This window comes from Pseudoduganella sp. HUAS MS19 (assembly GCF_053615455.1).
The window spans coordinates 2,240,810-2,264,412 of sequence record NZ_CM132133.1; the positions used below are offsets into that span (position 1 = coordinate 2,240,810).

Consider the following 23,603-nt stretch of genomic DNA (forward strand, 5'->3'; position numbering starts at 1 on the left):
CATTTTCCGTCCAGCGAATTAGAAGTCTTTTTCAGGTAAAGCTATAGAATTATCGGTCGAGAACTGGTAGTCCTTGAACACGTGTTCCGCCGTCAGCAGCTGGTAGGAACCATCCGGCTTCTTGAAAGAAGTGTCCTTCAGGCGATAGGTGTAGTGGCCGCACGTCCAGCAATTGAAGTTGCGCATGTGGGTGCACAGGCAGGTCTTGTCCATCACCTTGATGCCCTTGTCGCTGCCGCCGTTGGCCACCACTTCGCGGTTGTACGAATTGATGTAGGCGCAATTGCCGGTTGCATCGAGCAGGTAGCCGTAGGATTCGCAGCCCGGACGAATGCCGGCGCCGATCGCAGGGGTCTGCTTCAGCATGCGCATCGGGTAGCCCGTCGGCGACACGCCGTTGACGATGATGTCGTCTTCGCTGGCTTTGAAGTACTCCTGCTTCACGTCCTCAGGCAGGCCGCACTCCTTGGTCACGGTAAAGCGGGTTGCAACCTGCACGCCGGCCGCGCCCATTTCCAGGAAGGACACCGCATCGCTGCCGGTGAACACGCCGCCCGCGGCGATCACTGGAACGTCCAGGTTCTCCGCCTTCATGTAATCCAGGATTTCCTGCACGATCTGGTGCAGGTCGAAATCCTTCCAGTCCTCCAGGCCGAAGCCCAGGTGGCCGCCGGCCAGCGGGCCTTCCACGATCACGTAGTCGGGCAGGCGGTTCAGCTTCTGGTTCTTGCGCAGGAAGATCTGCAGTGCGCGCACGGACGAGACGATGATGCCCAGCTTCGCTTCGCGGAAGCGCGGGTGGTCGGCCATCAGGGCGAAAGAGCCGAAGTGCAGGCCGGCCGACAGCGTGATGCCGTCGATGCCCGCGTCCAGCGCCGCGTTCAGGCGGGTGCGCAAGGTTTCCTTCGGGCCGTTCATGGTCAGCTTTTCCATGCAGTTCACGAAGATCAGGCCGGGGCCTTCCTTGCGCTGCATGGTGTCGCCGATGTGGCGGCGCTGGGCTTCGGCCAGGCGGCCGAGGTCGAACTGCACCTCGGACTTGTCCATGTTATTGATATTGTGCTTGTACAGGCGGGTCTTGTCCTTGACGAAGGTGGTATCGAACTTGCGGTCCGAAACATCCTCCACCATGGCATCGGAAATATGCCCGATGCCGCCAAGGCGCGCTGCCTCCAGCGCCAGTTCGGTCGTGGAAATATCCACGCCCATCCCGCCGATCATGATTGGCACATACTCTTTGTCGCCAAACTTGAGGCGGAAATCGTCAACACGTTTCATTACAGTCCTTCGATCAATCGCGGAAATTGTTGAACTCCAGTGGCGTGTCCGGCACGTCCTTGCGCAGCAGCTGCATCGCAGCCTGCAGGTCGTCGCGCTTGGCACCGCTCACACGTACCGACTCGCCCTGGATGCTGGCCTGGACCTTCATCTTGCTTTCCTTGATTACCTTGGTGATCTTCTTCGCGGTCTCGGAATCGAGACCGTTCTTCACCTTGATGACCTGCTTGACTTTGTCCCCACCAATCTTCTCTACCTTGCCTTCGTCGAGGAAGCGCACGTCGACCTTGCGTTTGGCCAGCTTGTTGGTCAGTACATCGCGTACCTGGCCAAGCTGGAACTCCGAATCGGCATATGCCGTCAGGTCGTTTTCTTTTTGTTCTACGCGCGCATCGCTGCCTTTGAAGTCGAAGCGGGTCGAGATTTCCTTGTTGCTCTGGTCGACGGCGTTGCGCACCTCGATCATGTCCGCTTCGGATACTACGTCAAACGATGGCATATTCTTTCCTTTACAATGAAGCACCCGCCCAAAGGGCGGATTCAAAAGAAGCGACATTTTAACGGACAAACAAGCGAACGCTCGGTCGTTTTTGTCATAATTGCACTATAATCGAGCAAAAACTTGATCTGCCCATGCCTTTCCCCGATTTTCTCCAGCACGAATACCCACTGAAGCATTTAAATACGTTCAGTATTGATGTACGCGCCAAACATTACCTGCGCGTGACATCGCTGGAGCTGTTGCGCGCTGCCCTGGCCGACCCGCAACTGGCCGCCATGCCGCGCCTGGTGCTGGGCGGCGGCAGCAACCTGCTGCTGACACGCGATTTTCCGGGCCTGGTGCTGCATATTGCGCTGGAAGGCCGCGAAATCCTGGCCGGCACGCCGACCCACCACCACGTCCGCGCTGCCGCCGGCGAGACCTGGCACGACTTCGTGCAATGGACGCTGGCGCAAGGCATCGGCGGGCTGGAAAACCTGTCGCTGATCCCGGGTACCGTGGGCGCAGCTCCAATTCAGAACATTGGGGCTTATGGGGCGGAAACCAAGGACAGTTTCCTGTCCCTGGCCGCGTTTGACCCGGCCAGCGGCGAAGTGCGGGTGATGGACGGCGCCGCATGCCGCTTCGCCTACCGCGACAGCGTATTCAAGCACGAAGGCCGTGACCTGGTCATCCTGGACGTGAGTTTTGCGCTGCCGCGCGCGTGGCAGCCCAACCTGCGCTACGCCGAGCTGGCGAATGCGGTGGCCGAGCAGGGCTTGGCAGCGCCGACGCCGCAACAGGTAGCCGATACCGTGATCGCCATCCGCCGCCGCAAGCTTCCCGACCCGGCGCAAATCGGCAATGCCGGCAGCTTCTTCAAGAATCCCGTGGTCAGCGCCGGGCATTGCGCCCGGTTGCTGGAGGAATTCCCGGCCCTGGTCCACCACCGCCAGCCGGACGGCAGCGAAAAACTGGCTGCGGGCTGGCTGATCGACCAGTGCGGCTGGAAAGGCAAGTCGCTGGGCGCCGCCGGCGTCTATCCGAAGCAGGCCCTGGTGCTGGTGAACAACGGTGGCGCCACCGGCGCCGAAGTGCAGGCCCTGGCGGCCGCCATCCAGGCCGACGTCGCCGCCCGCTACGGCGTAACCCTCGAGCCCGAGCCAGTCTTCATCTGAAAATGTCCACTTCGGGGTCAGGAACCAAAGTGGACATTTCCTTGAGAAATGTCCACTTCCGTTCCTGACCCCGAAGTGGACATTTCACTGGGCATTGACGACGCGGTTGCGGCCGCCGGCTTTGGCGGCATAGAGCGCGCGGTCGGCTGCGGCGACCAGCGCGTCCCATGACGATTGCTTGCTCGGCACGATCGTCTTCACCCCAATCGACATGGTCAGCACGCCGTAGGGCAGGGCGTTGGTGTTTTCGATTTCCAGCTTCTCGAGCTGGCGCAGGCAGGCGTTGGCGACGTTCATGGCGCCGGCATTGTCGGTTTCCGGCAGGATGATGGCAAATTCTTCGCCGCCGTAGCGGGTGACCAGGTCGGCCGGGCGCTTCAGGTTTTCCGTCATTACCGCTGCCACCTTCTTCAGCGCCAGGTCGCCGGCCGGGTGGCCGTAGCTGTCGTTGTATTGCTTGAAGTAGTCGACGTCCACCATCAGCAAGGACAGGGGTGTCTTGTCGCGCTGGCCGCGCTGCCATTCCAGCACCAGGGTTTCATCGAAGCGGCGGCGGTTGGAAATGCCGGTCAGCGGGTCCAGTGCGGCCAGCTTTTGCAGCTCCACATTGGCTGCCGCCAGTTTTTGCTGGCTCTCGCGCAGGAAGCGGAAGGCCTGGTCGCGCTGCAGGCGGTGAATGTGCGAGTTCGAATGATGGCGCACGCGCGCCAGCAGTTCCAGCTTGTCGGGCAGCTTGACCAGGTAGTCGTTGGCGCCGACGGCAAAGCCGTGCGCTTTCAGCTTGGGGTCTTCGCGGGCGGAAAGCACGATGATGGGTACGTGCGCCAGCGATTCCTCGGCGCGGAAACGGCGGATCAGCTCAAAGCCGTCCACTTCGGGCATCACCAGGTCCTGCAGGATCACGGTTGGCTGCATCGCATTGGCGCAGGTAATGGCTTCACGCGCATCGGTGGTGAAGTGGAATTCGATATCGTCCTGGTCGGCCAGCATGCGCCGCACCGCTTCCGCAATGATCAACTGGTCGTCAACCAGCAGCACGCGTACCTTGAAATGGGTCAGGCTTGGCTCGGTTTCCAGGTTCAAGGTGAGTACGTCAGGCATCGCTTTCCTTTAAATCAGTTTGCCTCCGATCGTGCTTCGCAGGAATGGGCCGATCTTATTGAGAGGCAGGATGGTTTGCGCCGCATCCAGTTCTATCGCGGCGCGCGGCATGCCGTAAACCGCGCAGCTGGCCTGGTCCTGGGCAATGGTGTGCTTGCCCGCGCGGCGCAGTGCCAGCATGCCTTCGGCGCCATCGCGCCCCATGCCGGTCAGCAGTACGCCGACTGCGTCGCCTTTCCAGTGCTGTGCCACGCAGTTGAAAAACACATCGACCGAAGGCCGGTATGCGTAATCCTTCGGGTTGGCATCGTAACCCAGTTGGTACTTTTCATCCAGTACCAGATGGTCGTTGCTTTTGGCGATCATGACAATACCACCCTGCAGGGGCGTGCGGTTTTCGATTGCGCGCACCGGCACCGCCAGTTGTTCCGCCAGCCACTTGGCAAAATGGTCGGCAAAATTTTCGTCGATGTGTTGTACCACGACGACGGCGCAGTTGGCCGGCGGCGTCCAGCCGGCAAGGATGCGCGCCACGGCCAGCGGTCCGCCGGTCGAGGCGCCAATGGCCACCAGGGTATCGAGCGCCGTTTCGCGCGGCTCCGGCACTGTTGCGTTGCGCCGCGGCTGCATGGACTGGTTGCCGCCGCTGTGGCGGATCAACTTGTCCATGGTCTTGATCTTGTGCAGCAGCTCGGCATCGCCGCCCTGCATCCCCTGCAGCACCGGGGTGGCTGTCACGTCGAGTGCGCCGGCGCCCAGGGCGCGGAACACCTGGTTGACGTTGTCCTGCGGGCGTCCGGTCACCACCAGAATCGCGCACGGGCTCTCTTCCATGATGCGGCGCGTCGCTTCGACCCCGTCCAGTTCCGGCATATTGAGGTCCATCAGGACCAGGTCGGGACGGTCGACGGCGCACTTATGCACTGCTTCGAGCCCGGTGCGGGCGATCCAGGCCACCTGGTGTTCCTGCGTGCTGGCGACCACGCGCCGCAGCGCTTCTGCCGCCATTGGAACATCGTTGGCGATGGCGATCCTCATCGGTAAGCGTCGCCTATCAGGTCGGACACCGCATCGAGCAGCGTCTCGTCATGGAAACTGCCCTTGGTCAGGTAATAGTCGGCTCCCGCAGCCAGGCCGCGTGCCCGGTCTTCCGGCCGGTCTTTGTAGGAGACGATCATCACGGGCAGCTTATGCAAGTGCAGGTCCTTCTTGATCAGGGTGACCAGTTCAATACCATCCATGCGCGGCATGTCGACGTCGGTGATGACCAGGTCATAATCGCCGCTGCGCACCACGTTCCAGCCATCGATGCCGTCAACGGCGATGTCCACCTCAAAACCGCGCCCTGCAAGCAGTTTCCGCTCCATTTCGCGCACGGTGAGCGAATCGTCCACGACAAGAATGCGTTTCATTCTACGCCGTCCGGCGTGGTCTGCGCGCGTGAGTTGATGCAGGCCGCCTTCTTCCAGCAGCTTTTCGACGGAAAGCAACAGGTCCGGCACGTCCAGGATCAGCACCGGCTCGCCATCGTCCAGCATTGCGGCTGCTGAAATGTCGCGCATCTTGCCGAAAATCGGGTCGATGGCCTGTACGGCCAGGCTTTCTTCGCCGCGGATTTTGTCCACCACCAGGGCGTAGCGGCGGGTGCCGCCGCCGATCACCACCACCGGCATTTCCTCGGCATGTTCCATATCGCCCAGTTCCAGTACCTGGGCAGCTGCCACCAGGCCAAGGTGCTCGCCTTCATGGTCGAAGAACTGTTTGTTTTCCAGGGTGTGCACGGCGCTCTGCGGCACCATGATCACGCGTTCCACCTTGACGATGGGGATAGCATAGGCTTCCCCTTTGATGTCCATCACCAGCGCGCGAACGATCGATTGCGTGAGCGGCAGGGTGATCGAAGTGCGGAAGCCTTTTCCCAGCTCGGATTCGATGCGCACCGTGCCGTTTTGCTGGCGGATGGTGTCATGCACGATGTCCAGCCCCACGCCCCGGCCCGAAATCTCGGTAATGCCGCCTTTCAGGCTGAAGGCGGGCAGGAACAAAAATTCCATCAGCTCGGCCTGGGACATGGCTGCAACCATCTGTTCGGTGGCCATCTTGCGTTCGATGATGGTGCGGCGGATCTTTTCCGGATCGACGCCGCGGCCGTCATCGCTGATCTCGATATTCAGCATGCCTGCGCGGTGGCGTGCCTCCATCACGATGGTGCCGGTTGCCACCTTGCCTGCAGCAAGGCGCTCCGGCGCGCTCTCCATGCCGTGGTCGACGGCGTTGCGCAGCATGTGGTTCAGCGGGCTTTCTATGCGCAGCAGGATGTCGCGGTCGACCAGGGTGTCTTCGCCGTCGACCTGCAGCACCACGTCCTTGCCCAGGTTGCGGGCCAGGTCGCGTACCATGCGCGGGAAGTGCTGGATGCCGTCGCGGAATGGGCGCATGCGCAGGGACAGCACTTCGTCGACCATGTTTTCGGAACCCGTCAGCAGACGGCGTTCGTAGTTTTCCATGTCGGTGATGTGCTCCAGCATGAATTGCTTGAGGGGCTGGCTTTTCTGGATCGCCAGCAGGGCCTTCTCCTTCAGCGCCGGGTCGCTGGTGCGGGAGGCAGCTTCCATTACGTCTTCCAGCACCGCGAACAGGGCGGCCTGGTTGCGCTTGTAGCGTTGCATGCCCTGGATCAGGGGATGCAACTGGTGGGCGTTGATGCGCGCTTCGCTTGCCAGCGCGAGCAGGCGGTCGAAGTTCTGTGCGGTTTTCATCGGCGGCAGGCTGCGCCCGGGGATGGCCGGTTCCGCGCTGCCGTCCGCAGGCGCATCGATGGCCGGGCCGGCCGCCGGCGTGGCGGATTCGGACGCCGGCGCATCGGCGGCGGGAGCCGGCGAGGGCGGCATGGGCAGCTCCACCGGCTCCGGCAGGAAGGCAATCCCTTGCACGTCGTTCATGGTCTTGCTGACCTGCGCGCCATTGGCCGCCATCCAGGCGTCCAGGTCGTCGTTGACGCGCGAGCATTGCACGATCAGGTCCACCGCGGCCAGCAGCGCATCGACCCGGTTCGGCGTCAGTTTCAGCTTGCCCGTCTGGGCGGCGATGAACGCATCCTCCATGCCGTGCGCGAGCTGCACGATCATTTCCAGCCCGACGATGGACGCGGCGCCCTTGATCGAATGCGCTGCCCGCATCATCGACTCCACGGCGGCCGGGTCGTTGCGGCGCTCGAATGCCAGCAGGCCGTCGGTCAGGATCTGGGTCTGGCTGTCCGCTTCCATGCGGAACAGGTCCAACATGGAGAACTGGCTCAGGTCATCCTTCTTGTCGCTCATCGCAGCGTCCTCGCGAGTTGATAGCCGAGCAGGCTGTCATCCAGGCAGCCGACTTGCAGCTGCTGGTGCGGCAACACCCCGGCCAGGTAACGCTCGATGCCCTTGTTGATGGTGGCTGCCGGCGGTTTCAGCTCGCTCCTGGCATAGCGGATGATGCCGTGCAGTTCGGCCACCGGCAGGGCATAGATTTGCGCTTCCCATTGCACCAGCAGCATGCGGGCGAACGTATGGCGGCCGGCGCTCGCCTCGCCGGCCGCTTCGTCGATGCCCAGCAGCTCGGCCAGCGAGATGCAGGGGTAAAGCTTGCCGCCCGCATTCACCACCCCGCGCAGCCCGCGTGCATTGCGGTGCGGCAGGCGATGCGGGATGGCTTTCGGGGCGATCTGATGGAACATATGGGTTGGCAGCGCGAGCCACTCACGGCCGATGCGGAAGGCGACGCAGGAGCTGTCGTGGCGCGCGCCCTCGTCGTGCGGAGCGCGGAAGTGTTCGGCCCATTCGCGCAGGTAGCCGGGATCGACGGGACGCTGCAGGTTGCGCGTTGCGGCGCCGGCATACACTTCGCAGTTGCGGCAATGGACTGCCTTGTCGAGGATCTCGCAGCTATGGTCGCCGGCGACACCGATACGGTTCCAGCAGGCGTCCAGGTCTTGGATTTGATCAGTCATTGTTCTCGTCGGCTATCACTGTGGCTGCTGGCGCTGGAAGGCGCGCGCCGCACGTGCTTTCAGCGTGGCGGCGGCGCCGCTGTTGCCGCCTTGCTCTTGCAGCAGGGCCAGGTGGCACAGGGCTTCGTAATGGTCGGGCTGCAGGTAGAGGCAGCGTTTCAGGTGCGTTTCGGCATCGGCTGGCTTGTTGGCGGTTTCGGCCAGCAAGCCAAGGATGAACCAGGCTTCGGCCGTTTCGGGCTGCCGGGCGAGGAATTCGCGGCAGGCGGAATCGGCTTGCGCCACCTTGCCGGCATCGGCCAGCTTGCGTGCGTGCGTCAGCAGTGTTTCGTCGTTGGCCGCGGCTGCGGGGGGGCTTGGGACTGGCGCGGTGCCTGGGCGGCCGCCGGGAGGCGAACGTGGAGCGCCACCTTTCGCCGCGGGCGGCGCGCCGCCGGGACGCACCCTGGAACCAGGGGGTGTGGCACCTTGGGCAATATGGCTGCCGCGCACGGCTTCGGGCGCGAGGGCGGGGCGTTGCGCCAGTTCCGCACGGCCCTCCCGGCCTGGCCGGGGGGCAAAGTTGGGTGCGGCGGGCAGCGCGGCGCGTGCGGGAGCGCCGTGGCGCTTGATATCCTTGCGCAGGGCGAATGCCTGGCGGTGAGGCAGCGGAGAAAAACCATGGCGAACGAAGGAGGGCACTTCTGCGTATCCCGCCAGGATCATGCCGTCATTGGCCAGGCGCTCCGACAGCCGTGCGATGGCGGCGGCGGTGGTCGGCTCGTCGAAGTAGATCAGCAGGTTGCGGCAAAAGATCACATCGTATTGCCGTGCCGATCCCAGTTCGCCCTCCAGGATGCTGCCCTGGCTGAAACGGATGCGCGAACGCAATGCGTCATTGATGCGGTATTGCTCGTCTTCGCCGGCCCTTGTGAAGTAGCGCTCGCGAAACGACAACTCCTGCCCGCGAAAAGCATTGCGCCCGAACACCCCCGATTCGGCGCGTGCAATGCTGGCCGCGCTGATATCCACGGCATCGATCACGAATGCTTGCGGCTTCACGCCCGCATCGCACAAGGCCATCGCCATGGAATAGGGTTCCTCGCCGCCGGCGCAGGGAACGGACAGGATCCGCACCACCTTGGCACCTTCGGCCAGCCGCTGGCGGACAAAGCCGACCGCAGCCGCAAACGCTTGCGGATCGCGGAACAGCCAGGATTCCGGCACCACCACCAGCTCGACCAGCTCGCGCAGCTCCGCCTCACCGAGCTTGTCGGCGTAAGCCTTGCGCACCGTTTCGCCAGTCGCCTCCATGCGCCGCTTCACTGCCTGTTCGACCGTGTTGCGGGCCAGGTTCATGCCGGTCAGGCGGCGCAATGCGGAGAGCACATTCATCCCGCTTCAGCCCCTGCCGGGAACAGGCGCGCCCGCAGCTCGGCCGGCAGCAGGGCGTTGACCTCGACCAGTTGCACCATGCCGGCCGCATCGCCTGCCACAGCCCCCAGGAACGGCGCCGCCTGCACGCCGCTTGGCGCCAGGTCCTGCGGCGCCACATCCTGCACGCCCTGTACGCGCTCCGCCATCAAGCCCAGCGCATGCACCATGCCGTTTGGCGCCGTGTAGTCGGCTATTACGATGCGCGTATCGAAATGCTGGCGCGCCGGCGCGCCGCCGCTGATGCGCGACAGGTCGATCACCGGCAGCGGATCGCCGTGCAGGTTCAGCAAGCCCGCCACACTGTCCGGCGCCAGCGGAATGCCCTTCAGTTCGAGCAAGGGCAGCACGCGCCGCACCTGTCGCAGCGGCAGACCGTAGCGGTCGGGGCCAATGTGGAAGACTAAGACCTTCATGCGTTGACGGCGAAAGTGGAGACGCTCGATTGCAGGTCGCCGGCCGCGTACTGGAGCTGGTGCACCGCTTCGCTGGTCGCCTTCAGCGATTCAACGGTCTGCTGGGTCGCATCGTTCAGCTGCATTATGGTCTCGGTGATCTGCTGCGCGCCGACAGCTTGTGCCTGCATGCCTTGCAGCACGGCGTCGAACTGTGGCGCCAGCTTCTGCACTTGGTCCATCACACCCGACAACTGGTCGGTTACCTGGCGTACCTCGCCCACGCTGCGGCGGATCTCTTCGGAGAACTTGTCCATGCCCATGACGCTGGCGGATACGGCCGACTGCATTTCCTTGAGCATCTGCTCGATGTCCCATGTCGACACCGAAGTCTGGTCGGCCAGGCGGCGGATTTCCGTTGCCACCACCGAGAAGCCGCGGCCCGCTTCGCCCGCCTTCTCGGCTTCGATGGCGGCGTTCAGCGACAGGATATTGGTCTGGTCCGCCACCTTGGTAATGGTGGTCAGCACGGAATTGATGTTGGACGCCTTTTCCGACAAGGCTGCCAGCTTGGCATTGATCGAGTCGGTCGCATTGACCATGTTCTGCATGGTCTGGTCCATGCGGCGCAGGTTGCCCTGTGCTTCCGACGTGGCGCTGGTCGTGTAGTCGGCCACGGCGGTGGCATCTTCCATGGTCTTGAGAAGCTGCGAAGTATTGGAGGAAATCTCTTTCGTGGTGCTGAGCACCTCCACCGAAGTCTGCGCCTGCTCGACGCCGGTCGCTTCCTGCTGTTTGGCCGAAGCGGCAATCTCGGTTGCCGAGGTGGTGACCTGGATGCCGGCCTTCTGGACATTGGTCAGCAGCTGGCGCAGGTTGTCGAACATGCGCTGCAAGCCTTCGCCCAACTGGCCGATAGCGTCTTCACCGGCGACGCTGATCTTGCCGGTCATGTCGCCGCCCGCTGCCCTTGACACGACTTCCAGCAGCGAGTCCACTTTTGCGCGCAGCTGGTTGGTAAGCTCCAGTTCGCGCTGGGTCGCGTCCTGCAGCTGCTGCGCCATGTTGTTGAAGTCTGCGCTGACCTTGCCCAGTTCATCGGCCGACGTGACCTCGATGCGGGCAGTTCGCTCGCCGCCGCCCAGGCGGGTCAGCGCGGCGGTCAGGTTGCCAAGCGGTCCCAGGATGGCACGGCCAAGCGTATAGGCGATGAGGAGGGAAAGCACGATCACGGCCAGGCCGCCGCCGATCAGCAGCTTATTCTGGCTTGCATGAAGTTCAACGGCGTTGCTGCTGCGCTCGGCCAGCAGGCGACGCTCTTCGTTCGCCGCCTGCTCCAGCAGCTCGCGTGCGCTGTTGACGACGGCGCCGCCTTGCTTCAGCTCCGCCGACTGCCCGAGCGCATCGGCTGCGCCCTTGCTGTCGCCCAGGGCGCGGCGCTTCTCGATCAGCCCGCGAATATTGTCGTTGACCCAGCCAAGCAGCAATGCCTGCGTGCGTTTCAGCCGCTCGTTCTGCTGCGCGTTGTCGGCCGTCAGCTGGATGGCCTTTGTCAGCGCCTGCTTCATTTTCTCGACGTTTTCACGTTCGCTGCCGATCAAGACCTCGTTACCGGTCAACATATACCCGCGCGCATCGACCTGGATGTCCAGCGAGGCATTGTTGACGCGATTGAGCTCAAGCAGCACTTCCATCGTGTGCCTATCCCACCTGTTGGCATCGGTCAGGCTGGCAAAATTGTTGTAGGCCATGATCAGCAGTAGCAAGATGATTGCCACTATGCTGCCGAAGCCGATGTACAGTTTATTCTTGATGCTCAGATTATTCATGCGCTGGTCTCCGGGGACAGGTGGCTTTCTTTCAAGGCAATGTAGCAAAAAAAACGGGCCGCGCAAAGCGGCCCGTCTTAGGGAGCGGGGAGGGTATTACTGGCCGCGCTTATTCCTTGCGTTGGCAGCGATGCGCATGCGCAGCGCGTTCAGCTTGATGAAGCCGCCGGCATCGGCCTGGTTGTAGGCGCCGCCGTCTTCATCGAAAGTGGCGATGGTCTGGTCGAACAGCGAATCGGTCTTCGAATCGCGGGCCACCACGATCACATTGCCCTTGTACAGCTTGACGCGTACCCAGCCGTTCACGGTGGCTTGGGTGTGGTCGATCAGGGTTTGCAGGGCAACACGCTCCGGCGCCCACCAGTAGCCGTTGTAAATCAGCGAAGCGTAGCGTGGCATCAGGTCGTCCTTCAGGTGCGCCACTTCGCGGTCCAGGGTGATCGACTCGATGGCGCGGTGCGCCTTCAGCATGATGGTGCCGCCAGGGGTTTCGTAGCAGCCGCGCGACTTCATGCCGACGTAGCGGTTCTCCACCAGGTCCAGGCGGCCGATGCCGTGCTTGCCGCCCAGGCGGTTCAGTTCAGTCAGGACGGCGGCAGGCGACAGTCGCTTGCCGTTCAGGGCCACGATGTCGCCCTTTTCGAATTCGATGTCCAGGTATTCCGGCTGGTCAGGCGCCGCTTCCGGGCTGACGGTCCAGCGCCACATCGATTCTTCTGCTTCGGCGCTTGGATTTTCCAGGTGGCGGCCTTCAAAGGAGATGTGCAGCAGGTTGGCGTCCATCGAGTATGGTGCACCGCCGTTCTTGTGCTTCATGTCGATTTCGATGCCGGCGTCTTCCGCGTATTTCAGCAGCTTCTCGCGCGACAGCAGGTCCCACTCGCGCCATGGAGCGATCACGCGTACGCCTGGCTTCAGTGCATAGGCGCCCAGCTCGAAACGAACCTGGTCGTTGCCCTTGCCGGTGGCGCCGTGCGAAATGGCGTCGGCGCCGGTCTGGTTGGCGATTTCGATCAGGCGCTTGGCGATCAGCGGACGTGCGATCGAGGTGCCCAGCAGGTATTCGCCTTCGTACACGGTGTTGGCGCGGAACATCGGGAATACGAAGTCGCGCACGAATTCTTCGCGCACGTCGTCGATGAAAATGTTTTCAGGCTTGATGCCGAACTTCAGCGCCTTGGCGCGTGCCGGTTCCAGTTCCTCACCCTGGCCCAGGTCGGCGGTGAAGGTCACGATCTCGCAGTTGTAGTTATCCTGCAGCCACTTCAGGATCACGGAGGTGTCCAGGCCGCCGGAATAGGCGAGGACTACTTTTTTTACGTCGCTCATGGTTTTCTCAGTCAGTTGGGTGTTCGGTGTTGATTTTTCCGAGCAGCAGGTACTCGATCAAGGCCTTCTGCACGTGCAGGCGGTTCTCCGCTTCGTCCCAGACCACGGATTGCGGGCCGTCGATGACTTCAGCGGCCACTTCCTCGCCGCGGTGGGCCGGCAGGCAGTGCATGAACAGGGCGTCCGGCTTGGCGCGGGCCATCTTGGCGGAATCGACGATCCAGCCGTCAAAGGCCTTCAGGCGGGCGGCATTTTCCTCTTCGTAGCCCATCGAAGTCCACACGTCGGTGTTGACCAGGTCGGCGCCTTCGCAGGCGTCGGACGGGTTGGCGAAGAAGGTGTAGCGGTCGGTCGATACCAGCGACATGTCCATGTCGTAGCCGTGCGGCGTGGAGACATTGACGTGGAAGCCGAAGACTTCGGCCGCTTGCAGCCAGGAGTACAGCATGTTGTTGGCGTCGCCCACCCAGGCCACGACCTTGCCCTTGATCGAGCCGCGATGCTCGATGTAGGTGAAGATGTCGGCAAATACCTGGCATGGATGGTGTTCGTTGGTCAGGCCGTTAATCACCGGCACGCGCGAATGTGCAGCGAAACGCTCGATGATGTCCTGGCCGAAGGTGCGCACCATGATGATGTCGCACATGCGGGACATGACCTGGCCCGCGTCTTCCACCGGCTCGCCGCGGCCCAGCTGGGAATCGCGGGTATTGAGGTAGATCGCAGCGCCGCCCAGCTGGTGCATGCCGGCCTCGAAGGACAGGCGGGTGCGGGTCGAGTTCTTGTCGAACACCATGACCAGGGTGCGGTCGATCAGCGGGTGGTAGATCTCGTAGGCTTTGAACTTGCGCTTGATTTCCGCTGCGCGGGCGATCACATATTCGTACTCCTCCAGGGTCAGGTCATTGAACTGGAGGTAGTGCTTGATGCTTTTAGGTGGTATAGACATCTTTGCAAAGTTTTGCTGCGGTGGGCTAAAGATTATACGGGCATTTCAATAAATCGTGGCCGGCCGTTCGGGGTCGTGGCGCGGCGCCGATATCGGCAGGTCCAGCGTGAAGATGGTGCCTGCGTCGCTGCTGTCGACGGCGATCTGGCCGCCCAGCAGGGAAGTGACGATGTTGTAACTGATTGATAACCCCAGCCCCGAGCCGCCTTGCCCCAGTTTCGTCGTGAAAAACGGGTCGAAGATGCGGGTCAGGTTTTCCGGCGCGATGCCGCTGCCGTCGTCACTGAATGATATTAGCACGCGGCCTTCCGCCGGCGTTGCCGCCACCAGCCGCAGGCAGCCGCCTTCACGGCCGTCGAAGGCATGCAGCAGGGCATTGTTGATCAGGTTCGTGATGACCTGGCCGAAAGGACCGGGGTAGCTGTCCAGCATGACCATGTCCGGCACTTCGAATTCCATCGTGTGGCCGTCCTTGCGGATGCGGTTCATCACCGTGGCCACCACTTCATGCGTCACCTGGTGCAGGTTGAAAATGCGCCGCTGCTCGGTGGTGCGGTCGACAGCCACCTGCTTGAAGCTCGATACCAGGTCGGCCGCGCTGTGCAGGCCGCGCATCACCAGGGTCGACGCCTTGCGCGCATCGTCGATGAAGGCCAGCAGCTCCGACTTGCGCAGCCCCGGGCCGTTGATGGCCGCTTCCAGTTCGGTGGTTTTCTGCTCCAAAGTGCTGGCAATCAGCAGGCTGTTGCCGATCGGGGTGTTCAGTTCATGCGCCACACCGGCCATCAGCGCGCCCAGGGCGGCCAGTTTTTGTTGCGACACCAGCTGCGACTGGGTTTCCTGGAGCTGCCTGTAGGCCAGGGCGTTATCCAGCGCGATGGCGCCATACGCGCACAGGGTGCGGAAAATCAGGCGCTCCCGCTCGCCATAGGCATTGGCATGCATGGCCTGCGCCGTCATCACGCCAAGCGCGCGTTCACCCACCAGCAGCGGTACGTACAGCGCGCTGCGGCTGGCTGCGGTACCGGGCGTGACCGTGCTGTCACGTTCGGACGGGATCTGGTCAATGTAGACCTCGCGCCGCTCGCGCAGGCATTGCGCGGTGTAGGCGCCAGGGTGGTCGAGCGGGATGGCGTTGCGGGGCAGGGGCTGGCCCGCCTCCACGCCGAAGGCGCGCTCCAGCTGGCGGCCCGCCGGATCGACCAGGTAGACCGCGAAGGTATTGGCCGACAGCAGGGCGTGGGTGTGGCGGTCCAAGGCCTGGAATACGGCGTTGGCATCGAGGTGGGTGGTGATTTCCTGGCCGATGGCGGACAGGCGTTCCAGCAGCTTGCTGGTCTGCTGCAGCACTTCGGCGCGGCGCGCTTCGGACATGGCCAGCTCGCGGTGATGCAAGCCTTCCGCGCGCGCCTGCTCGGTCTGGTGGTGCACTTGCATGGCGATGGCGCGGCTGGTTGCTTCCAGCGTGTTGGTTTTTTCGCGCGCGGTACTGGCGGCGGTGGCCATCTCATAGGCGCGGGCAAAATCGCCCAGGCGCGCGTACTCGGCTCCCAGCGCGTCGTACAGGTCGCCCGGAACCGTATAGCCCTTGATGGTTTGCGCCGCCTCCAGCGCCTGGTGCAGGTAATGCAGGCGGGCGTTGGGAGCCTGCATGCCGGGCGGCGCCGACAACTGCAGCTGGCCGTGGATCAGGGCCAGCACGCGCAGCGCTGCCACATGGTGGAAGGCATTGTGGTGGCGCGCCGCGCTATCGACCGCCAGCAGCGCCATGTCCAGCGCTTCCAGCGAACGATTGAGGAAACACAGGGCATGCGCCTGGCCGCGCAGCGCGACAATTTTGAAGTCGCCCTGTTGCAGCGCTTGCGCGCGTTCGGCCAGGCGCTGGAAGGCATCCAGCGCTTCGCCGTAATCCTTCTTGTCCAGGCATAGTTCACCCAGGTGCTGCAGGGCGATTGCATAAGTGCGGCCGTTCGCCTGCGGCGCAAGGATCACCAGCGCCTCGCGCAACAGGTCCTCGGCGGCGTCGAGCCGGCCCAGGCGGCGCACGATATCGGCCGTGTGCACCAGGCAGGAACCGATGCTGCGCGGCCAGCCGGTGGGCCTGGCCAGTTCCATGGCGCGCTGCATCCAGTCCAGGCCCGAATGATGGTCGTTCAGCTGGGAGAATTTTTCCGCGATATTGGTTGCGGCGGTGGCGGCGGCGCGGATCTGGCCGGTCTCCAGCGCTGCTTCATAGCTACGGATGTAGAAGCCGGCCGAATTGCCGATGTCGCCGGCCTGGCTGGCGGCAATGGCGAAAAAGTCGTTGATCCAGCAATCTACGCTGGGCGGCACCTCCCCGGACAGCTCGAAACGCTGGCCCCAGCGCTCGGTAGCGGCCTGCAGGTCGCGCAGCGCCGCCCAGCGCGCCTGGACCGCATCGGCGATGGTTGCCCGCTGCTGGTCGCCGGCCTTGTGTGCCCAGAGCGAGCAGGCCTCCAGCTCAGCGTCGCGCTGGCCGTGGTTGCCGCGGTCAACGGAGATCCAGGCTTTCAGCCAATGAACATCGGCGCGGCCGATGCAATCGTTCCAGGTTTCGAAAGCCTCCATGGCGCGGGTGGCCAGGGTCCAGGCGAGATCGAGTTCACCTTGCAGCCAGCGGACTTCGCCATCGATCAGGAGCAGGCGGGCATCGACGCAGGCGCGTCCAATGTCCGGCAGCTGGGCCGCGGACACCAGGGCAGCCGCTTCGTGCGCCAGTTCCTGCGCGCGCTTGCCGTCGCGCTGGCGCAAATGCCAGGCCAGTGGCAGCAGCACTGGAAGCCGCACAACGCCGCGCAAGGGCAGGAGTTCAAGCTCCCACTGCGCAACGGCATCGTCATCGGCAAACAGAAGCTGCATTGGCGTCCTGTCAGTAAAGCGTTTGCGAGGACTCGTGCAACAGCTGGCCGTAAAGCGTATGCCGCATTTTCGCGATCTTGCCTTCGTTGACCGCTTCCAGTACCGCGCATTGCGGCTCGCTCAAGTGCCGGCAGTTGTAGAACCGGCAGCCGCCGAGATAGGGCTGGAAGTCGCGGAAGGCCCTTTCCAGCATGCCTTCGCTCAGGTGATACAGGCCGAATTCCTGGAAGCCTGGCGAGTCGATCACGCTTGAATCGGGGCCAACGTGGTACAGGCGGGTGAAGGTGGTGGTGTGCTTGCCGGTATCGAGCGCCTCGCTGATCTCGCGCGTAGCGATATCGGCGTCCGGCACCAGGATGTTGATCAGCGAAGACTTGCCCATGCCGGACTGGCCGATCAGGATCGAGGAATGCCCTTGCAGCAGCGGCGCCAGGGTGGCGCCGGTCTGTTCCGGCTGCCCGGTGGCCGATACTTCGATCACCTCATAGCCCATGGCCGAATACACCTGCAGGCGCTTGCGCGCGTGCTCCAGCATACCGGTCACGTCCACCTTGTTCAGCAGCAGCCGCACATGGATGCCGGCCGCCTCCGCCGCCACCAGGGCGCGCGATACCAGGTCGTCAGAAAAGCTTGGTTCGGTCGCGACCACGATGAACAGTTGGTCCACATTGGCGGCCAACAGCTTGGATTTGTACTGGTCGGAACGGTACAGCAGCGTCTTGCGCTCCTGGATCTTGTCGATCACCGCCTGGTCGGGCGAGGTCAGGGTCAGGTCGACGATGTCGCCGACCGCCACATTGGTCTTCTTGCCGCGCGTGACGCATTGCAGGCGCTGGCCTTCCGATTCCGCCAGGTAGTGGCGCCCATGGGCTGCGATGATGGTGCCGGTGCGCTTTGTTCCCTTGCTCATGCCTGGCCCAGTGCATCGGCCTTGGCGGCGCAAATGAAATCGTTGATCGACAAGCCGTTCACCGAGTGGGTGTCATAGCGCACCTGGCAGGTCTTGTAGCCCACCACCAGCTCGGGGTGATGGTCTTCGCGGTGGGAGATATAGGCCAGCGCATTGACGAAGGCCATCGTCTCATAGTAGTTGTTGAAGCCGAAGGTGTTCACCAGCTTGCCGCTGGCCATGCTCCAGCCATCGAGCAACTGGACCAGGCGCAGCGCTTCGGCCGCGTCCATGGCCTGCGTCTGGTGGCTGCAGCGCAGGGCGCGCAAATCGGCCGCGGTATGGATATCTGCTGTCATTGTGCTGCCGCCAGGTTGAGTTGGCGAATCCGCACGCTGGCGGGCGGGTGCGAATCGTAGAAGGCCGAATGCAGCGGATCGGGCGTCAGGGTCGACGCATTGTCCTCATACATCTTGACCAGCGCCGACACCAGATCGCGCGCATCGGTATGCTTGGCGGCGAAGGCGTCGGCCTCGAATTCGTGCTTGCGCGAGCTGAGCGAGGTCAGCGGACCAAACAGGAAGGTAAATACCGGCAGCACCAGCATGAACAGCAGCAGCGCCAGTGCGTCGTTGGACTGGCCGGGCACGATGATCGGGTTTACGCCCAGGCCGGTGTAGAACCAAAGCTGGCCTTTCAGGTAGCCAAGCAAGGCGAGGAAAGCAAGCGACAGGCCGAACATCACCACGATGCGCTTGATGATGTGCTTCAGCTTGAAGTGGCCCAGTTCATGGGCCAGCACCGCCTCGACTTCCTGCGGCGACAGGCTGGATACCAGGGTATCGTAGAACACGATGCGCTTGGCCGCGCCAAAGCCGGAAAAGTAAGCATTGCCGTGCGCGCTGCGCTTGGACCCGTCCATCACAAACAGGCCCTTGGACGCAAAGCCTACGCGCGCCATCAAGCCTTCGATGCGCTGCTTCAGCGATTCGTCTGCCAAAGGAGTGAATTTATTGAACAGCGGCGCAATCAGGTTAGGGTAAAGCGCCATCACCAGCAGCTGGAAGCCGCACCACACGAACCATGCATACAGCCACCACAGGCTGCCCGCTTTTTCCATCAGCACCAGGATCACCCATACCAGCGGCAGGCCGATTACGGCGGCGACGCCGATACCTTTGACCAGGTCGAGGAAGAACAGACGCTTGCTCATCTTGTTGAAGCCGAAGCGTTCCTCCAGCGTGAATTGGCGGTAGTAATCGAGCGGCAGGTCGATCAGGCCGGACACCAGCGCGAAGGCAACGACCAGACCAAGCTGGTATGCCATGCCGCCGCCAGTGACGTTGAAGACGGTAGCCGACAGCCATTGCAGGCCGCCGAGGAAGGTAAAGCCGACCAGCGCATTACTGGAAATGAGCACGTTCACCAGGCCAAGCTTGGTGCGCGCGATGGTGTAGTCAGCGGCCTTCTGGTGGGCTTCGAGGGGAATCTTCTCCGCGAAATCAGCCGGTACGGCGGCGCGGTGCTGCAGCACGTGGCGGATGTGGCGCGAGGCGAGCCAGAAGCGCACCGCTACGGTCAATGTTAAAAATGCAACGAACAAAAACGAAAACGCGTGTGAATACATTCTGTGCCTGTGAGAAAATGGCGGATTAATCCTGCCTTATATTGTCTTAGAGAGAATTATGTCACAAGCGAACGACACCCCAGCAACCCCGGCCACCCCACAGCGCCCGAATGAAATGAACCTGGTGTGGGTCGACATGGAGATGACCGGCCTGGAGCCTGAGACCGACCGCATTATCGAAGTGGCAATGGTGGTCACCGACATGCACCTGAACGTGCTGGCCGAAGGCCCGGTGCTGGCGATCCACCAGTCGGACGAGACGCTGGACAAGATGGACGCCTGGAACAAGGGCACCCACGGCCGCTCCGGCCTGATCGACCGCGTCAAAGCGTCGACCGTGAGCGAGGCCCAGGCCGAAGCGGAACTGATCGCCTTCATGCGCCAATGGGTCCCGAACGGCAAATCGCCAATGTGCGGCAACACCATTGGCCAGGACCGCCGCTTCATGGTCAAGTACATGCCGAAGCTGGAGGCGTTCTTCCATTACCGCAATATCGACGTCTCGACCCTGAAGGAACTGGGCCGCCGCTGGAAGCCGGAAATGGTGGCCGGCTTCAAGAAAGCGCAAAAGCACACCGCGCTGGCCGACATCATCGAATCGATCGAAGAACTGAAGTACTACCGCGAAAACTTCATCAAGCTGTAATTGCCGCAGGAAATGTCCACCTTGGGGTCAGGAACGAAAGTGGACATTTGCGGGAAATGTCCACTTTCGTTCCTGACCCCGAGGTGGACATTTTGCCTTGCCGGACTAGCCGGCGATGCGGGCGCTGCGGCGCAGGCCGAGCAGCAGGGCTGCCGCTGCCAGCACGGCCAGTGCCGCAAGCAGCAGCCAGGGCGGGTTGCCGGCACCGCTCACTGGCACATAGACCGGCAGGCGCGCAAAGTCCGCAGGGGCAAAGACCTTTTCATTGAAGACGTAAGGATAGAAGTGGCGCCGCACGCGTTCGTGATAGACCGCTACGCGATCCAGGTAGGCCAGGCGCGCTTCCATGTCGGTGCCGGCCAGCCGGTGCAGCAGCACCTGCACGTTCACTCCCGCCAACACCAATCCTGCGTTACGCGTCCATTCCTCGCGCGACCATAGCGCACGGCGGTATTGCGCCGCTTGTACCGATACCGCGTCGTCGCCGGCCTGGTGCATGGCGTAATACCATTTCCAGTGGAAGCCTTGCGGCAGGGGCGGGGTATCTTTCCACTCCGGATGCGTGCGCAAGAAGCGCTGCATCGTCTCCTCCCGTGGCTTGTCCCATGCGGTATGCACAGCCTGGCGCTGCGCCAATGCCAGTTCCGCGCCTTGCGCGACCGGCAATGCGCGTTCCAGCACAGCGTTGACTGTCGTCGGCAGCACCAGCGCAAGCAGCACGAAGGCGGCCAGCAGCAGCGCTGCGCCCGCCGCTGCGCTGCGCGCCAGGGCCGCACCCCAGGCGGCCAGGCCGCACCAGAAAGCCACATACAGCATGGCGGCTCCCGCCAGCAGGGCCGTTTCGCCTGCGGCAGCCCCGGACAACAGCGCACCCGCCGCCAGCGGCAGCAGCTGGGCGGCAGCAACCAGCGCAAGGCGCAATACGACGCGCCGCCGCCACAGCGCGCCAGGCTCGCCGGGCAGGGAAGAGAGCAGGCGCAACCGTCCTGCCTCGCGCTCGCCGCTGACCAGGTCGTGCATCAGGGCGATGATGAACAGGGGCGCGAGGTAAACCAGCACGAACGCAAAGTCGAAACGGCCCGGCGCGGCCAGTTCGGGATTGAATGCCTCTGACTCGTAGAGCTGCGCCTGCAAGCCCAGGGCGCGCACCTGCAGCGCGTAAGGCTGCACGTCGCGCTGTCCGATGGCGGCAAAGGCCAAAGGTGCAGGCGGGTCGAAAGTCAGGTGCGGCGTGTAATAAGCCGCCAGACCTGCCTCGCCATCGGCCGCCTGGCGCGCGGCACGCTCCCCGATGTCGGCAGCGTGGACGCCGGCAATCCGTTCCAGCGCGACGCGCTGCGCGGCCACCGTGTGCATGCCGCTCCACACGGCCAGCGAAGACAAGAGTGCCAGCACGGCAAGCACCGCCAGCGCCGGTCGTGAGCGCAGCAACAGCACCAGTTCAAATTTCCAGTTCTTCATTCAGATTCTCCTTTCCAGACTTCGCGCGGCCCAGGCGGCAGCCAAGACCGCCGCGGCCAGCCAGCCGGCGAGAATGGCCAGTGCCGGCCATACGCGCTGTGCGACCGTGCGCTCCAACGGGGATGACGGGTGCCGGTAGCGCGGCAGGGCGCGCCAGTAGTCGGCCGAAATGCGCTGGGCGCGGTCATCGTGGTACTTCACTTTCTCGGCATGCAGCCGGTTCAGCGCCTGGATCAGGCGATAGCGATAGTCTTCGCCGGCCAGCAGGAAGCGCTCATGCGCGGCGCGGTCGGTATCGGCCAGGGCCGCCGACATGCTGCGCAGGGCCAGCAACGGCACCGCCAGCGCCGCCATATCCAGCACGCCGCCCTGCGCGGCCTGACGCCCGAAGTCGCGTTGCATGCTGGCCAGGAACAATTCGCTGGTCAGGCGCTCGCCTTCCTCGATCACCAGTCCCTTGTAGTTGACGGGCAGGTCTTCGACCTTGCTGACGCCATAGCGTTTCAGGACACTGTCGCGGAAACTGCGGAAGTAGGGATCGTCCGGGTTATGGCTGTCGCCGATACGCGCCAGCTCGGCGTGGACGGCGGCTTCCATTTCGATGCGGGTCGGGCGCGGCACCAGGCCTGCGGCCATGTCGGGCAGCACCCGCGGCAGCAGCACAGCCATCAGGGCCCAGGCGCCGACCAGCAGGAGCAGGGCGTCGCGCGCCCGCCGCACCAGCGCCGACAGCAGGACCGCGGCGGCCGACCATAGCAGCAGGTAGGCGGCGTAGCCCAGGGCGAGCCAGGCGGCCGGTGCGGCCAGCTGAGGATCTGCCGCCGCAATCGCCAGCAGGGCTGCCAGCGCCGGCGCCGCCAGCACCAGGGCCAGGATGCCGTGCGCCGCCAGCTTGCCGGCCACCAGCACGCTGCCGCTGACGCCGTGCGCCAGCATCAGGCGCAGTTGTCCGCGTTCGCGCTCGCGCGCCAGGGCGCCGAACGCCAGGAACACCAGCAGGAGGGGCGCCAGCACCTGCAGCACGAAGGCCGGCGTCAACTGGCCGAAGCGCAGCAACAGCGAGGACTGGCCCGCGTCGCTGAAGTTGGCGCTGTTCTGGCGGTGGCCTTCCAGGTACAGCGTGCTGCCGGTGAAAGGCGCCACGCCGAAGTCGAAGAATGCGAGGGCGGTCAGCGGGCGGAACACGTAGTGCCCGTAATGCACCACGCGGTGCGGATGGCGGTCCGGCTGGCTGTTCCACTGCTCGTCGGCGTGCTGCTGCAGCCGCGCGCGTTGCTCCTCGACGCTGTGCGAACGCTCAAGGCTGACCATGATGGCGGCCAGCGTCAAAACCAGCAGCAGGCCTGCCGCCGCGACGGCGACCTTGCTGCGCCGCAGTGCGCGCCATTCTTCGCGGGCCACGCGCCAGGCGGTGGCGGCAAACGCCGGCCTCATGCCGCCCTCCGCGCGTCGGCATAGCGCTGGAACAGCTGCTGCACGTCAAAGCGCTGCGGCCCGTGCGCTGCCAGTTCGTGGGCGATCCGGCCCCGGTCCAGGAAGCCGATACGGTCCGCCACTTCGGCCGCGCCCAGCAGGTCGTGGGTCACCATGAAAACCGTCACCTTGTGTTCACGCAGCTTGATCAGCAAGGCGTTGAATTCGCTGGTGGCATGCGGATCGAGGCCGGAGGTCGGTTCGTCCAGCAACAGCACCGGCACCAGGCGCGCCACTGCCAGCGCAATGGCGACCTTCTGGCGCATGCCCTTGGAGTAGCCGCCCAGGCGGCGGTCCCATGCTTCCGGCGCCAAGCCGACATCGTCCAGCGCCGCCTCGATGATGGCCGGCGCCGCATCTGCCCCGCCCATGCGCAGCAGGTACTCAAGGTTCTCGCGCGCCGACAGGTGTTCGTACAGCGCCACGTTTTCCGGCACATAGGCCAGGCTGGCGCGTGCCGCCAGCGGATCGAGCGCAGGGTCGATGCCGCACACGCGCGCATAGCCGTCCGCCGGGCGGGCGAAGCCGAGGAAGGCGTTCAAGGTGGTGGACTTGCCGGCGCCGTTGCCGCCCAACAGGGCGTAGATTTCGCCCCGCCTTACCTGCAGGTCAAGGCAGTCAAGCACGGTAGCCGTTCCATAGCGGACCGTCAGGCCCACAGTTTCGAGTGCAATATTGTTCATGCG

The 23,603-nt window shown here is 63.7% G+C and carries 20 protein-coding genes; 2 read left to right on the forward strand and 18 right to left on the reverse strand.

What is annotated here, in order from left to right:
- Positions 1-18: 18 nt before the first annotated feature.
- Entirely contained in the window at positions 19-1,278 is a 1,260-nt protein-coding gene (locus ACWBU6_RS10255) for a nitronate monooxygenase (protein ID WP_452648691.1), read from the reverse strand.
- Between the two features lie 13 nt (positions 1,279-1,291).
- A complete protein-coding gene (locus tag ACWBU6_RS10260; RefSeq protein WP_452648692.1) occupies positions 1,292-1,777 on the reverse strand; it encodes a YajQ family cyclic di-GMP-binding protein in 486 nt (161 codons plus the stop codon).
- A gap of 134 nt (positions 1,778-1,911) precedes the next feature.
- Between ACWBU6_RS10260 and murB the strand changes: the two genes are divergently transcribed.
- Positions 1,912-2,937 carry a UDP-N-acetylmuramate dehydrogenase gene (murB, locus tag ACWBU6_RS10265; protein ID WP_452648693.1) on the forward strand — a complete coding sequence of 342 codons (1,026 nt, stop codon included), beginning with the start codon at positions 1,912-1,914 and terminating at the stop codon, positions 2,935-2,937.
- 84 nt (positions 2,938-3,021) lie between these two features.
- Here murB and ACWBU6_RS10270 read toward each other — a convergent pair whose 3' ends face one another.
- From ACWBU6_RS10270 to ACWBU6_RS10330, 13 genes are all read right to left on the reverse strand, one after another.
- Positions 3,022-4,038 (reverse strand): diguanylate cyclase, encoded by a 1,017-nt coding sequence (locus ACWBU6_RS10270; protein ID WP_452648694.1) that lies wholly within the window; start codon positions 4,036-4,038, stop codon positions 3,022-3,024.
- 9 nt (positions 4,039-4,047) lie between these two features.
- Positions 4,048-5,076, reverse strand: a complete 1,029-nt coding sequence (gene cheB, locus ACWBU6_RS10275; RefSeq protein ID WP_452648695.1) for a chemotaxis-specific protein-glutamate methyltransferase CheB — start codon at positions 5,074-5,076, stop codon at positions 4,048-4,050.
- Positions 5,073-7,358 (reverse strand): hybrid sensor histidine kinase/response regulator, encoded by a 2,286-nt coding sequence (locus ACWBU6_RS10280; RefSeq protein WP_452648696.1) that lies wholly within the window; start codon positions 7,356-7,358, stop codon positions 5,073-5,075. Before ACWBU6_RS10280 ends, cheB begins: the two co-directional genes overlap by 4 nt.
- Positions 7,355-8,026, reverse strand: coding sequence for a chemotaxis protein CheW (locus ACWBU6_RS10285; RefSeq protein WP_452648697.1), 672 nt, complete (start codon positions 8,024-8,026; stop codon positions 7,355-7,357). The genes ACWBU6_RS10280 and ACWBU6_RS10285 overlap by 4 nt, the downstream gene beginning before the upstream one ends.
- Before the next feature lie 15 nt (positions 8,027-8,041).
- Positions 8,042-9,400: a CheR family methyltransferase gene (locus ACWBU6_RS10290; protein WP_452648698.1), complete on the reverse strand. Its 1,359-nt coding sequence runs from the start codon at positions 9,398-9,400 to the stop codon at positions 8,042-8,044.
- Positions 9,397-9,855: a chemotaxis protein CheW gene (locus ACWBU6_RS10295; RefSeq protein WP_452648699.1), complete on the reverse strand. Its 459-nt coding sequence runs from the start codon at positions 9,853-9,855 to the stop codon at positions 9,397-9,399. The genes ACWBU6_RS10290 and ACWBU6_RS10295 overlap by 4 nt, the downstream gene beginning before the upstream one ends.
- Entirely contained in the window at positions 9,852-11,663 is a 1,812-nt protein-coding gene (locus ACWBU6_RS10300) for a methyl-accepting chemotaxis protein (protein ID WP_452648700.1), read from the reverse strand. Before ACWBU6_RS10300 ends, ACWBU6_RS10295 begins: the two co-directional genes overlap by 4 nt.
- Positions 11,664-11,759: 96 nt before the next feature.
- On the reverse strand, positions 11,760-12,992 hold the full coding sequence (locus ACWBU6_RS10305; protein ID WP_452648701.1) for an argininosuccinate synthase: 1,233 nt from the start codon (positions 12,990-12,992) through the stop codon (positions 11,760-11,762).
- A 7-nt stretch (positions 12,993-12,999) separates the two neighbouring features.
- On the reverse strand, positions 13,000-13,941 hold the full coding sequence (argF, locus tag ACWBU6_RS10310; protein ID WP_452648702.1) for an ornithine carbamoyltransferase: 942 nt from the start codon (positions 13,939-13,941) through the stop codon (positions 13,000-13,002).
- A gap of 45 nt (positions 13,942-13,986) precedes the next feature.
- On the reverse strand, positions 13,987-16,821 hold the full coding sequence (locus ACWBU6_RS10315) for an ATP-binding protein (RefSeq protein ID WP_452648703.1): 2,835 nt from the start codon (positions 16,819-16,821) through the stop codon (positions 13,987-13,989).
- A gap of 10 nt (positions 16,822-16,831) precedes the next feature.
- The gene (gene rsgA, locus ACWBU6_RS10320; RefSeq protein ID WP_452648704.1) at positions 16,832-17,731 is read right to left on the reverse strand and encodes a ribosome small subunit-dependent GTPase A; all 900 of its coding nucleotides are present in this window, start codon (positions 17,729-17,731) and stop codon (positions 16,832-16,834) included.
- Positions 17,728-18,069: a 4a-hydroxytetrahydrobiopterin dehydratase gene (locus ACWBU6_RS10325; protein ID WP_452648705.1), complete on the reverse strand. Its 342-nt coding sequence runs from the start codon at positions 18,067-18,069 to the stop codon at positions 17,728-17,730. Before ACWBU6_RS10325 ends, rsgA begins: the two co-directional genes overlap by 4 nt.
- Complete coding sequence (locus tag ACWBU6_RS10330) at positions 18,066-19,337, reverse strand: M48 family metallopeptidase (RefSeq protein ID WP_452648706.1); 1,272 nt, start codon at positions 19,335-19,337, stop codon at positions 18,066-18,068. Before ACWBU6_RS10330 ends, ACWBU6_RS10325 begins: the two co-directional genes overlap by 4 nt.
- A 58-nt stretch (positions 19,338-19,395) precedes the next feature.
- Here ACWBU6_RS10330 and orn point away from each other — a divergent pair, with 58 nt between their 5' ends.
- Positions 19,396-19,983 carry an oligoribonuclease gene (gene orn, locus ACWBU6_RS10335; RefSeq protein ID WP_207232874.1) on the forward strand — a complete coding sequence of 196 codons (588 nt, stop codon included), beginning with the start codon at positions 19,396-19,398 and terminating at the stop codon, positions 19,981-19,983.
- A gap of 105 nt (positions 19,984-20,088) precedes the next feature.
- Here orn and ACWBU6_RS10340 read toward each other — a convergent pair whose 3' ends face one another.
- Genes ACWBU6_RS10340 through ACWBU6_RS10350 form a run of 3 tightly spaced genes read right to left on the reverse strand, consistent with a single transcriptional unit; the run spans position 20,089 to position 23,600 of the window.
- Positions 20,089-21,444: a DUF3526 domain-containing protein gene (locus ACWBU6_RS10340; protein WP_452648707.1), complete on the reverse strand. Its 1,356-nt coding sequence runs from the start codon at positions 21,442-21,444 to the stop codon at positions 20,089-20,091.
- Positions 21,445-22,878, reverse strand: a complete 1,434-nt coding sequence (locus ACWBU6_RS10345; protein ID WP_452648708.1) for a DUF3526 domain-containing protein — start codon at positions 22,876-22,878, stop codon at positions 21,445-21,447.
- Complete coding sequence (locus ACWBU6_RS10350; RefSeq protein ID WP_452648709.1) at positions 22,875-23,600, reverse strand: ABC transporter ATP-binding protein; 726 nt, start codon at positions 23,598-23,600, stop codon at positions 22,875-22,877. Before ACWBU6_RS10350 ends, ACWBU6_RS10345 begins: the two co-directional genes overlap by 4 nt.
- Positions 23,601-23,603: the final 3 nt, after the last annotated feature.

What these genes read in the sequence shown, in the direction of transcription:
- ACWBU6_RS10255 (WP_452648691.1), bottom strand. Translation starts at nt 1,278, where the DNA reads ATGAAACGTGTTGACGATTTCCGCCTCAAGTTTGGCGACAAAGAGTAT.
- ACWBU6_RS10260 (WP_452648692.1), bottom strand. Translation starts at nt 1,777, where the DNA reads ATGCCATCGTTTGACGTAGTATCCGAAGCGGACATGATCGAGGTGCGC.
- murB (WP_452648693.1), top strand. Translation starts at nt 1,912, where the DNA reads ATGCCTTTCCCCGATTTTCTCCAGCACGAATACCCACTGAAGCATTTA.
- ACWBU6_RS10270 (WP_452648694.1), bottom strand. Translation starts at nt 4,038, where the DNA reads ATGCCTGACGTACTCACCTTGAACCTGGAAACCGAGCCAAGCCTGACC.
- cheB (WP_452648695.1), bottom strand. Translation starts at nt 5,076, where the DNA reads ATGAGGATCGCCATCGCCAACGATGTTCCAATGGCGGCAGAAGCGCTG.
- ACWBU6_RS10280 (WP_452648696.1), bottom strand. Translation starts at nt 7,358, where the DNA reads ATGAGCGACAAGAAGGATGACCTGAGCCAGTTCTCCATGTTGGACCTG.
- ACWBU6_RS10285 (WP_452648697.1), bottom strand. Translation starts at nt 8,026, where the DNA reads ATGACTGATCAAATCCAAGACCTGGACGCCTGCTGGAACCGTATCGGT.
- ACWBU6_RS10290 (WP_452648698.1), bottom strand. Translation starts at nt 9,400, where the DNA reads ATGAATGTGCTCTCCGCATTGCGCCGCCTGACCGGCATGAACCTGGCC.
- ACWBU6_RS10295 (WP_452648699.1), bottom strand. Translation starts at nt 9,855, where the DNA reads ATGAAGGTCTTAGTCTTCCACATTGGCCCCGACCGCTACGGTCTGCCG.
- ACWBU6_RS10300 (WP_452648700.1), bottom strand. Translation starts at nt 11,663, where the DNA reads ATGAATAATCTGAGCATCAAGAATAAACTGTACATCGGCTTCGGCAGC.
- ACWBU6_RS10305 (WP_452648701.1), bottom strand. Translation starts at nt 12,992, where the DNA reads ATGAGCGACGTAAAAAAAGTAGTCCTCGCCTATTCCGGCGGCCTGGAC.
- argF (WP_452648702.1), bottom strand. Translation starts at nt 13,941, where the DNA reads ATGTCTATACCACCTAAAAGCATCAAGCACTACCTCCAGTTCAATGAC.
- ACWBU6_RS10315 (WP_452648703.1), bottom strand. Translation starts at nt 16,821, where the DNA reads ATGCAGCTTCTGTTTGCCGATGACGATGCCGTTGCGCAGTGGGAGCTT.
- rsgA (WP_452648704.1), bottom strand. Translation starts at nt 17,731, where the DNA reads ATGAGCAAGGGAACAAAGCGCACCGGCACCATCATCGCAGCCCATGGG.
- ACWBU6_RS10325 (WP_452648705.1), bottom strand. Translation starts at nt 18,069, where the DNA reads ATGACAGCAGATATCCATACCGCGGCCGATTTGCGCGCCCTGCGCTGC.
- ACWBU6_RS10330 (WP_452648706.1), bottom strand. Translation starts at nt 19,337, where the DNA reads ATGTATTCACACGCGTTTTCGTTTTTGTTCGTTGCATTTTTAACATTG.
- orn (WP_207232874.1), top strand. Translation starts at nt 19,396, where the DNA reads ATGTCACAAGCGAACGACACCCCAGCAACCCCGGCCACCCCACAGCGC.
- ACWBU6_RS10340 (WP_452648707.1), bottom strand. Translation starts at nt 21,444, where the DNA reads ATGAAGAACTGGAAATTTGAACTGGTGCTGTTGCTGCGCTCACGACCG.
- ACWBU6_RS10345 (WP_452648708.1), bottom strand. Translation starts at nt 22,878, where the DNA reads ATGAGGCCGGCGTTTGCCGCCACCGCCTGGCGCGTGGCCCGCGAAGAA.
- ACWBU6_RS10350 (WP_452648709.1), bottom strand. Translation starts at nt 23,600, where the DNA reads ATGAACAATATTGCACTCGAAACTGTGGGCCTGACGGTCCGCTATGGA.